Origin of the sequence: Methylobacterium sp. GXF4 (assembly GCF_000272495.1) — a bacterium.
GTDB classification, from domain to species: Bacteria; Pseudomonadota; Alphaproteobacteria; order Rhizobiales; family Beijerinckiaceae; genus Methylobacterium; species Methylobacterium brachiatum.
Genome location: NZ_AKFK01000092.1, coordinates 1 through 10,805 on the forward strand (window position 1 = coordinate 1; position 10,805 = coordinate 10,805).

Here is a 10,805-nt window from a genome sequence, read left to right on the forward strand (position 1 = left end):
CGTTCTGTTAGGCGCTCTAAGCCAGGCTGAGCAATCACAACCGCGAAATCCGCCATCGGTTGCAACCCTCAACCCAAGCGTGAAAATTGTCTAAACCATCCACGTTAAGCGCTATTAACCCAGATCAAGGGCGGTTCGAGGGCCGCTTACATTCCCATCAGGTTCAGACCCACGTTCAGCATGCGAACCATTGATCCGTACATGCCTTCCCTCGGCTCCTCACATGATCCGGTACTGCACGGTGTCGCCACCGGATTGGCGGATCTGTTTCCCCCAGTAGACCACCCTGTAGGCTTCGCGGACGGACCCCAGGACACTTCCGACGTCATCGCTAAGCCAGTCTCAATCTCGGAGGACGCCCCAGACGGCGGGATGTGACTGCAAGGCTACCTTCCGGCTCCCGTTAACAAAAAAGGCCACTCCCGGAGGAGCAGCCCTAAGTCTTGTGAGGAAACGCCCTTGGGGGAAGGGCACAGAACCGCAACGTCATCGCGGCCCGGCACCATCGACCTAAGGCACCTGCAGCGTAGCGAGCAACCGCCTGCAGGTTGTGCCCTGCGCATAAGAAGCGACGCTCATCGCCCTAGGTGGGCTTCCACACCATGTCTCAGCGCGATTGCTAAGGGCGGGGCGACTAGGGTCGTGCAGCGCTCCAGCTATCGCGGTGGGATGTGATCTGGGCCGACCTTGGCCCAAACCGAGCCCATTCAGACCTTTAGCGAGCTAGGGCGTCGGCCGGGCCACCGGCGTGCTGACCCGAGTACCGATAGGCGGGAGCCGCTCGGTAGTACGTCACGGAGATTTCCGGCAGGACCTCAGACGCGTTGCCGGCGTAGCCCGAGTACGCTGAGGCCGAATAGGGGCTGTGCTTGCTGTCGATGCCCTGTGCAAAGGCAGGCGTTGCGACGGCAACCAGGGTGGCAGCGGCGAGCAGGTGCAGCTTCATGACGATCTCCATGCGTGTGCGTTTGACTTCACGGGGAAGCCATCCGGTCAGTCGGGTCGCGTGAGGAAGATCGTCGGTCTGGCGGTCTTGATCGCGGCGGCTGTGTTTGGCCGGCAGTGAAATGACAACGGTTACACGGTGCCGAGCGTTCGTCCGTTCTTGTGCGCCGCCACACAGGGCGTGAAAATGTTGATGCACCGCGGTGGTCAGCCCCCCCCCCCGCTGCACCAACCCTCACGCGACTGCCCGGCCGAGGCTTCAGGGACGCCCCGCAGGGAACTGGCCCGGAGCGCGCCTATCGTCACGTGCTTACCCGCTGCACGCTTTGCGGTGTCGCGAACGCCTCGGGCGCGCTGCTGGGAAGTAGCGGTGCTGTAACAGGTCAACGGCCTGTGCGCTTTTTGCATCTAGCTGCTAGGCTTCGTCTCGCCGAGCGTCGCGTTCAACCTGAATCACTTCAAGCAAGCAGCGCTGCCGGGACAGCTCGGTCCAGCCGACAAATGCCAGCATGGACCTTAAGGCCAACACGCGAGGATGAGGCGGTAGAAATAAATAGGATCTCGTTAAAACTGACCATGATTACTTGGATTATAGACGGTTCTATGAGTTGAATAGATTGATTTATAGTGCAGTATTAAATTCTATCCAACTCTCGATTAGTCTATAAGGCATCGCCGAAGCTGGTACCTAGAAGCTTCCAGGCCACCCATAAGCTCAATTCTCGCGAAACTTTTTCTAAAATAGGTCCGTATGCGTCGAACTGAGACATGAGAGGTGCCGAGTTATGGGTAGGGCTGTTGGGCTCCTAATCCTGGATAAATCGCCGGGCATGAACACAAACATCCGTGCCACCCTGGAGCACATGCCGCAGTTCCACACCATCGACGAGCTGAACCTTGATCAAGTCGATGCTGAGAATGCTGTCGCTTTGGTCTTTCTTGACGACATCAAGCTCGCCAATTGCATCGCCCGCATCTCCGAGTTGAGGGAACGACACCCTAAGCTTGGCATCCTCGTTGCTTTCGACGCACTCACGGCTTGTGATTTCGCAGCGCTCCTCGTTGCTGGCGCCGATGCCTTTGTGGGACGTTCTCAGTCACCCCGGGAGATCGGAGCCGCCCTACTCGGGATCGCAGAAGGGTCGAGTTGCCTCGCGCCGCAGAGACAAAAAAGCGGCTTCGACCTAACACCGCGAGAAGAAGAAGTGCTTCGTCTGCTCATCTCAGGGTTCAGCAATAAGGATGTCGCTAGACATCTAGACCTAAGCGTTCGAACAGTTGAAACCCATCGCATCAACCTGCGATACAAGACAAGGACTGGACGTCTGAGCGATTTGGTCTTGCTCGCCCGGCAGATTGGTTTGGTGCCCATAGAAGTTGGTAAGAACCATCACGAGCACTTCAGGAGGGCTGGTAGGGAAGAATTGGCATGGTAGCGCAGATCTTCAATCACCTCATCAGGCCTTCGAGGAACGCCTTGCCGCTGATGCGACGTAAGACTCGCTCCTCCAGCGCGCTATATGTGCCAGGGAAGGCCCGTCGCTTCGGCCTTTTTGGGTGGAACGACATCGGGCCGAACCGAGAGCAGAGGGCGGGGACCGAACAGAGCGTGCTGCGCCAGCTTCCTGTCTGGCTGGCGCACTACAACAACCTTCATCCTCATCGTGCGCTCGGCTACCGTTCGCCGCGCGAGTTCATCGTCCGATTAATCAAGGAGGCCCTGCCCGGTCTGCAAGGGGCAACAACAGACGTGGCCTCGGGAAACTTGTAATCCCCGAGCGACTGCGGCAAGCGATGGGCAGTATCCGGGAGAAACACGTTTTTCGGAGCACCACGACTGCCATATCGTCGGTCAGCCATGGGGCGCCCAGTGCTACGTGCCCACGACGCTGATCGACGACCACGCCTTGAGCTTGTCAAAGGGTCAGCCGAGCCTCCTCGCGCTGAAGGTAGCTCAACGCATCAACAGCCTTGGTGTGATCGCGGCACTGGCGGTAGCGATGCAGCTTGAGGATGGATTGAGCATCAGTGGGCACTCCTGGCAGCATGGCGGCGCACAGCTCAGAACTCCCACGCATAGGATTTGTTTGCTCAACGCGCCGCATCCCAACGACGTTCTACAACCAAATAGTTGTGGACGTTTCGCAGCTAAATTGCGCAACCCACCTTCCTACCCTCACTCCTGCCATCGGCAAGCACATTCCTGGAGGCTGTCGTAGGTGATGATACCACAAATTGATACGGCGGCGTCAGTGATGGCGGCGAACGAAGAACAGCACTGTGACGGCGAGGTTCGCGATCGTGTAATGCACGACCTTTCAGTCGATGCCGAATGGTACAGGGAGCGCTACCCGGATGTCGCGGTGGCCGGTGCGGATCCGTCTGAACATTTCGTTTTACATGGTCGTTCAGAAGGCCGCTTTCCCAACCCAGAGACTGAGTTAGACACGATCGGAGAGGTCGTTGACGCCGCCTGGTACCGGGCGCGCTATCCGGACGTGGCCGCCACCGGGGCCGAGCCGGTACGACACTACCTCATCTACGGCCGGGCCGAGGGCCGCTATCCCAACGCCGATCGCGAGCCGCGGGACGTGTGGGATACACGGTTCGATCCGACTTGGTATCGGGCGAGGAACTTGGATCTCGGCCCGTACCAGCTTAATCCCCTGGAGCATTTCCGGCGGATCGGGCTTCTGGAGGGCCGCGCGGCCAACGCTGCAGAAGAGGATCGGGAGGCGTGGCGCACGAGCTTCGATCCGAATTGGTACCTCGCCCGCAACCCCGACGTCGCCCGGCGCGGCCTCGATCCCCTGGAACACTTCATCACAGAAGGCCTGATCGACCGCCGCCGTCCGAACCCACACGTGGTCCTTGAATCGGAGCCGGTTACGGCGGCGTGGATCGAACGCCTGAAAGGCGGCGCGTTCCCCGACGAGGTCGCCCTGTTCGTTACGCATGCGAGAGACGGCGTGATCAAGCTGCATGTAGCTCATCACATTGCAATCCTGCGGCGCTGCGGCATCGTCTGCGCACTGATCGTGGTCTGTGATAAGGCCGACGTGGCGGTGACCGGCGAGGCTCTCGACCAGGCCGATCACGCCTTCCGGCGCGCGAATGCGGGCTTCGATTTCGCCGCCTGGGCCCACGTGATGCGCCTGCACCCGGAACTCTACAAAGCCAAAATCCTGTACCTCGTCAACGACAGCGTCTTCGGCCCAACCCATCCGCAGGCGCTGGAACGGGTTGTCGCCCGGATCCGCGCGAGCGAGGCCGACCTCGTCGGCCTGACCGACAACGCCGACCGGGGCTGGCACATCCAGAGCTACTTTCTGGCGCTGAAACAGCGCTTCCTCACTTCGGAGGCGGGCCGCGCGTTCTTCGACAGCGTCGTCTCGTACGCCCACAAGAACGACGTCGTGAACGAGTACGAGACGCAGCTGGCGCGCTATGCGACGGCACGCGGGTTTCGCGCCGAGGTCCTGTTCCCAACTCCGGACTGGCTCGACGCGACACTGCACAACTGGCGCAAGCTCCTGCGGGCCGGCTTCCCTTACCTGAAGGTCGGGACGGCGCGGGCGCTCGTGCCTAGCGTCGAGACCGCAGATTGGCGCGTGGAGATGGAAACGCGCGGCTACGACACAGCGCCTGCGGACCTGACGCTCGCGCGGCTCGCCGGGCAGGCCGTTGGAGGCGTATCCGTCTCGTCCAAGGCAAGGCACGACGATGAGCGATCGGCGCTCGTTGCGATGCACGAGTTCCTGGCCGCCGGGGACACGGTCGATCTGTCACCGAGGGCGAGCCCGCTGGTCTCGGTCCTCGCCGTCCTCCACGGAAGGCCGGCGCGGCTCCTGCGCCTGATGCGCGCCCTCACGCTCGGACGGCACGCGCCGATCGACGCGGTGATCGTCGACAACGCCTCGATCGACGACACGCACCACGTCATCGGGCGCTTGACTGGCGCGACCGTCGTCACCAACGTTGCGCCCCTGCCACCGCTGCGCGCGGCGCGCCAAGCCTTGGCCCGCGCCCGCGCGGACGTCGTCATTCTCTTGCGGCCGGGCGAGCGGCCAGACGTTGGGCCGAGCGACCCACCACCTCCCGCTGATGGGGCGGACGGGGACGGGCGAGCCTTGCGCGACGTAATGGAGCGCGTGTGGCCGGTCGGCGAGCTGAGCTTCGAGCCGTTGGCCGCTCCCGCCGGCATGCCGTGGCAAGCGTTCGATCTCGTCCACCAAGGCGATCGCCTTGGGACGGCCTACGCGATGCGGCGGCTCCACGCGCCGGAGGCACTGGAACCGCTCATCGGCTTTCTAGAACCGAGGCGGGCCGACGAAACACTCGATCCGGGTGTCCTCTGAGGCTAGGGCCGTACAAGGACACGCAGAGCGCGATCCTTGACTGAGCGGACGCCTCTGCACCCCCGCCGAGCCCGGACTCGTCGTAGGGCTCGCACCACCCCCCACATGGGCATGTTGGGGCGGTGTCGGGCGGGGGGGGCGTCCTGGTGAAAGACGCCCGATAGCCTCGAAACAGGCTCCGCCCTGCGGCTATCTCCAGCGGCGCCCGCTCAACCTATCAAGATAAGGTTAAGTCTTAACTACGCTTGTAGTCTGCGATTGCGGAAGCGGCCGTCCGACTTAAATAGAATGTGCGACGTCTATCTCGACTCGCATGGTCTGCCCTCCCGTGAGAGGGGCGGCCGACAAGGGTACTGGTAATACCCTCGCCGGCCTGACCATGATCCCATAGGTAAGGTACAGGACCATGGCTACGCTCGCCTATAGCGAGGCCCGCGCCCGCGCGGAAGCCCCGCACCCCCTCCCCCCGTTCCGGTTCTCGCCGCCGGCCGTGCCCGCGCGCACGGCCGACGCCCGCCGCAGGCTCATCGCCTAGCGCCGCCGCGAGTCCCCCCACACGCCGCCGACCACGCCGCCCGGGCTCACGCCCGGCGCCGGTCGATGCGTCCAGCCGGAACGAAAAAATCATGCCCGATATGCCCCACCTCGCGGGCGGCTCCGCCGCGCCGCACGACCACCCGCGCCTCAACGTCCGCAGCCCCGAGAGCTGCCCGCCTGAGGTGCGCCTCGTGACCTCACCCGACACCGCCCTCGTCATCGGCGCCGCGCCGATGGAGCGGGTTGGCCATCTCCTGCGCCAGACGCCGTTCCGGCGGCGGCCGTTGGCCTACCTGCTGATGGCCTCGGTCGCCCCCGCCCAGCCTACCGAGCTCTACGTCGGCGAGACGCTCGACGGCGAGGTGCGGATGGCCGAGCATCGGCGCGACCCGCGCCTACCCGCGGACGAGGTCGTGCTGATCGCCTGCCACGACGACGCGTTCGGCCGCGACGCCATCCAGGCGCTCCAGCACGGGCTGACCGCGCAGGCCCACAGGGCCGGCCGCTGCCGGGTCGTCGGCAAGCCGCCGCAGCGCTCGTGGCTGCAGAATGCCGACCCTGAGCAGCTCGCGCGCTGGCTCCGGGCTGTGCGCCCGATGCTGGTCGCCGCCGGCTGCAGCCTGTTGGAGCCGCCCGGGGCGCGGTTGCGCCCCCGCTCCGTCGCCGCGCTTCCCGGCGCCCTTCAGGCGCCGCGCCCGGCGGTGGTGCTCCCCCCGGATCCGGCGATCCGCGCCATGCCCGAGCCGGTGCTCCAGGGCTACAGCCTCGACCTGCCCGCGGGGCTTCTCGCCCGCGCCGACGCCCGGCACTACGTGCTGGCCTGGGCGGGGGTGCGCGCCGAGGCGGTGGCGGCCGGCGCTTGGACGGTGCTGCGCGCCGGCTCGCGGGTTGCCCCCGCCGACGATCCCGGCATCCAGCTCTGCCTGTCGCGCAAGCGCCGAGCGCTGGCGGAGGCGGGCGTGCTGCGCCCGAGCGGGCGCGGCGGGTTGCTGCGGGTCGAGTGCGACGTCGCCCTGCCCTCCTTGACCAACGCCTGCCGCGTCGTCACCGGCACGAACCGGCCCGGCAGCCTCTGGGCCGAGGCCTGAACCACCGCGGCGGCCCAGACCGACCGGGCCGCCGACACCGGGCACCGGATCCGCGCCCCGCGCGCCCGTTGCCGGTCGCGTCACCCCCCCTCCCACTTCCTCGCCCCTCGTCCGATTGCGACGCCGCGCCCGCGCGCGTCAGCCGGAGCACCCCCATGTCCGCTCACGATCCCAGACCCGTCGACGATGCCCCTCCGGCCGGGCCGCCGGAGCCGTCCGCCCGCCTGCGCGTGCAGGTCGTCTCCGACCTCCACGTCGATGTCGCCGATACCGGCAGGCTCCGCCTCGCCCCCGGTGCCGACCTCCTCGTGGTCGCCGGCGACACCTGCCCCGGCACGGTCGAGGGCTTCGCCCACCTGCGCCGCGTCGTCCCGGGGCCCACCCCGATCGTCGTGGTGGCCGGCAATCACGAGTTCTACGGCGCGACCCATTCGATCGAGCTCACCCGCGCCCGCGCCGCCGCCGCGGATTTCGGTATCGTCTTCCTGGAGGACGAGGCCGCGGTGATCGGCGGCGTGCGCTTCCTCGGCTCGACGCTCTGGACCGATTACCGCCTGTTCGGCGAGCGGCACCGCCCGGTCGCGATGGCGGTCGCCCGGCGCGGCCTCAACGACCACCGGGCGATCGCGTGGGGCGACGCCCGGCGGGGCTTCCGTCCCGAGGAGGCGGCCGGGCTGCACGCGGCCTCGCGCGCCTTCCTCGCGGCCGCACTCGCCCGCCCCTGCTCCGGCCCGACCGTCGTGGTCTCGCACCACGCCCCGCACCCGGTCGGGATCGCCCCGGGCTACGCCCGCGACCCGCTCTCGGCCGCCTTCGCCAGCGACCTCACTGGGGTGATCGCTACCGGCGCGCCGGACCTCTGGGTGTTCGGCCACACCCACCAGCCCGTGGATCGGGTGGTCGGCGCCACCCGGCTGGTGGCCAACCCGCACGGCTACCGCGATGAGTGCCGGGCGACGTTCGATCCCGCCCGGGTCATCGACGTCCCGCTGGCGCGCCGCGAGGACCGCCCGTGAGCCCCCGCGACCGTAGCGGCCGGAGCGACCCGGCGACTCGTGGGACCGGCGGCGATGGGGTGCCCCGCGAGGACATCGCCCGGGCACGCGCAGCGGCCGAGGATGGGCCCGCCCCGGCCGGCCCCGACGACCTGCCCGATCTCCAGTCCGATCTCCTGCCGGATCCCCCGCCCGTCCCGCGTGTCGACGGCGATGCCATCGACGCCGGAGATGCGGATTTCGAGACCGGGCTCGACCTGTGGTCGGATCCCGCGGCCGAGACCGCGACGCGCCGGGGCTGGCGCGGGATCCGCCGGGCCGACGGGCTGGTGTCGTCCCTGCGCCTGCTCGCCGAGCTCGCCCTCGACCCGCTCCTGACGCCGGGCCTGCGCCGGGCCCTGCGCGCGGGCGAGCCGATCGTCGTGGCGGTCGCTGTCCCGGGGCCGGCCTGGGTCGCGCCGGTCGATGGCGTGATCGCCGCGGCGAGCGGCGGCCAAGCCCGGCGCCTCACCCAGGCGAGCCGGCCCCGGGCGTCGGCGGCCCGCGATCCGGACCGCGAGGCGGTCGACCTCCTCGCCGAGGGGCGGCCGGTGGTGGCGATCACCCCCGACGCGGCCTGGCTCGCCCCCACCCTCGCGGCGGCCGCCGACCACGCCCTCACCGTGCCGCCCCTCGACGCCCGCTTGGTCACCCGGGCGATCGCGATCTGGTGCGGGCGCCGGCCGCGCCGGGCGATCGCCCCGGAGGATCTCGCCGGTCTCGACCTCCTCGACGTCGCCGGGGCCCTGCGCCCCGGGTCGAGCCCGGGGGCGTGTGCCGCGCGCCTGAGGCGGGCGAGCCGGGCCCGGCTCGGGCCCGCGCAGGGTGGCGCCGCCCCGTCGCTCGCCGAGCTCGCGGGCTACGGCCCGGCCCACGGCTGGGCGACGGCGCTGGTCTCGGACATCGCCCGGGTGCGCCGGGGCGAGATGCGGGCGAGCCTGCTGGAGGGAGCCGTGCTCTTCGGGATCCCCGGGACGGGCAAGACCACGTTCGCCTGCGCCCTCGCCGCGGAGGCGGGCGTGCCGTTCGTGACCACCAGCGTGGCGGAGTGGTTCACCGGCTCCTCGGGACACCTCGACGGGGTGGTGAAGTCTGCCGCGTCCTTCTTCGACGCGCTGAGCGTGGCGGCCAAGGCCAACGGCACCGCGGTCGGGTTTCTCGACGAGCTCGACGCCTTGCCGAATCGTAGCCGGCTCAGCGATCGTGGTGCTGACTGGTGGTTGCCGGTCATCACATTTGTACTACTCAGGGTAGAGGAGGTGCGTCGCGCGGGCGTGGTTTTGCTCGCGGCGACCAACGACCTGTCCCGGGTGGACGCGGCCCTTCTCCGGCCCGGGCGGTTCGATCGCCAGTTCGAGATCGGTCCGCCCGATGCTGACGCGCGCCTGGCCATCCTGCGCGTCCATCTCGGCGACGACCTCCGGGACGCCGACCTCGCCCCCGCGATTCGCCTGTCCGAGGGGGCGACCGGGGCGGTGCTCGCCGGCTGCGTCCGGGCCGCGCGGCGGCGGGCGCAAGGTGAGGGCCGCGCGCTCGCGCTCGGCGATCTCCTCGCCGAGCTCACCCCCGCGGATCCGCGTCCGATCGAGCAGCGCCGGGCGGTCGCCCTGCACGAGGCCGGGCACGCGGTCGTCGCCCACCGCCTCGGCCAAGACGTGGTCGAGGTGACGCTCCGGGTCGGCCCCCGGCACGAGGGGGTGACCGTGATCCGGTTCCGCGACCCGACGCCCGACCGCGCCGCCCTGGAGCGGCGGGTGCTCGGCCTGCTCGCCGGTCGGGCGGCCGACGTGCGGCTCGGCGTCGGCGCCCATGCCGGGGCGAGCGCCGACCTGTCCGCGGCGACCGCGCTCCTGGCGGCGGTGCACGCGAGCTTCGGGCTCGGCGGGCGGCTCAGCGCCCGGGTCGAGCAGGCCGGGGCGCTGGCGCTGATGCGCGCGGACCCCCCGCTCGCGGATCTGGTCGAGGCGGACCTGCGCCGGCTGGAGGCGGAGGCCGCCCGGCGGGTCTGGGCGGACCGGGCGGCGATCCGCGCCCTCGCCGAGGCCCTGCTCGCCGAGCCCGTGCAGACCGGCGCCGAGGTCGCGGCCATCGCCGCCGCCCACCCGCCGCGGGTCCGCGTCCCGGCCGGACGACGTCCCCGGCCGCCCGGCCCGGCCCCCGATCCGGCCGAGGCGGCGCGGCATCCCGTCCCGCTCGGCCCCGCCGGGACCGGGCTCCCCCCGACCGCCTGACAATCCCCGGGGCGGCGCGCCCGCGCCACCCTTCCCCGCGAACGACAAGGATCGACCCCCATGCCCGGCGCTTCCGACTTCCCCAGCCTTGAGTTGTACATGTCCGTCGACGAGGCCGTGACCCTGGAGGCGGCGCTGGCCGCCTTCGACGCGGTCACGGTCGGCGCGGCCCCCACCGCCCGCGACCTCGCGGGCGCGCCGCGCCTGGTCGACTGGCGCCACTGCCTGGTGCCCACGGTCGAGCGCGTGCTGATCGGCACGGCCGAGGGCCACCCCCGCCTGCCGGGCCGGCGTAGCGTCGTCACCTCGCCGCTGCTCGCGCTGGATGCCGAGGCCGGCTGGGCGCGCACGGTCTCGCGCTTCTACCGCCTCGGCCGCTCCCTCGTGTGACCGCCGCGCCGCGGGCCGGCGGACCCGGCCCGCCCCACGCTCAACCCGCGCCCGCCGCGCGCGCCAGCCCGGAGCCCGCACGGCTCCGGCATCGGACAGGACACTGCCATGGACCTCGCCCGCCAGACCCCACGCCCGCCCGCTCCCCAGATCGGAAGAGCACACGTCTGAACTCCAGTCACCGATGTATCTCGTATGCCGTCTTCTGCTTGAAAAAAAAAA

At 69.1% G+C, this 10,805-nt stretch carries 7 protein-coding genes and 1 pseudogene; 7 read left to right on the forward strand and 1 reads right to left on the reverse strand.

All coding sequences use genetic code 11. The features are described 5' to 3' along the window. Positions 1 to 715: 715 nt before the first annotated feature. Entirely contained in the window at positions 716 to 946 is a 231-nt protein-coding gene (locus WYO_RS26190; protein WP_007568389.1) for a hypothetical protein, read from the reverse strand. A gap of 829 nt (positions 947 to 1,775) precedes the next feature. Here WYO_RS26190 and WYO_RS30265 point away from each other — a divergent pair. From WYO_RS30265 to WYO_RS26215, 7 genes and pseudogenes are all read left to right on the forward strand, one after another. Then, a complete protein-coding gene (locus tag WYO_RS30265) occupies positions 1,776 to 2,381 on the forward strand; it encodes a response regulator transcription factor (protein ID WP_348270302.1) in 606 nt (201 codons plus the stop codon). Positions 2,382 to 2,548: 167 nt separating this feature from the next. Continuing rightward, a pseudogene (locus WYO_RS32275) lies at positions 2,549 to 2,716 on the forward strand (integrase core domain-containing protein); the annotation flags it as partial. A gap of 484 nt (positions 2,717 to 3,200) precedes the next feature. Then, the gene (locus WYO_RS26195) at positions 3,201 to 5,303 is read left to right on the forward strand and encodes a rhamnan synthesis F family protein (protein WP_165486582.1); all 2,103 of its coding nucleotides are present in this window, start codon (positions 3,201 to 3,203) and stop codon (positions 5,301 to 5,303) included. A 626-nt stretch (positions 5,304 to 5,929) separates the two neighbouring features. Further along, positions 5,930 to 6,928: a hypothetical protein gene (locus WYO_RS26200; protein ID WP_007568395.1), complete on the forward strand. Its 999-nt coding sequence runs from the start codon at positions 5,930 to 5,932 to the stop codon at positions 6,926 to 6,928. 155 nt (positions 6,929 to 7,083) lie between these two features. After that, the gene (locus tag WYO_RS26205) at positions 7,084 to 7,944 is read left to right on the forward strand and encodes a metallophosphoesterase (RefSeq protein ID WP_007568397.1); all 861 of its coding nucleotides are present in this window, start codon (positions 7,084 to 7,086) and stop codon (positions 7,942 to 7,944) included. Then, positions 7,941 to 10,193 (forward strand): AAA family ATPase, encoded by a 2,253-nt coding sequence (locus WYO_RS26210; protein ID WP_007568399.1) that lies wholly within the window; start codon positions 7,941 to 7,943, stop codon positions 10,191 to 10,193. The genes WYO_RS26205 and WYO_RS26210 overlap by 4 nt, the downstream gene beginning before the upstream one ends. A gap of 99 nt (positions 10,194 to 10,292) precedes the next feature. After that, positions 10,293 to 10,583 carry a DUF6634 family protein gene (locus WYO_RS26215; protein ID WP_128755097.1) on the forward strand — a complete coding sequence of 97 codons (291 nt, stop codon included), beginning with the start codon at positions 10,293 to 10,295 and terminating at the stop codon, positions 10,581 to 10,583. Positions 10,584 to 10,805: the final 222 nt, after the last annotated feature.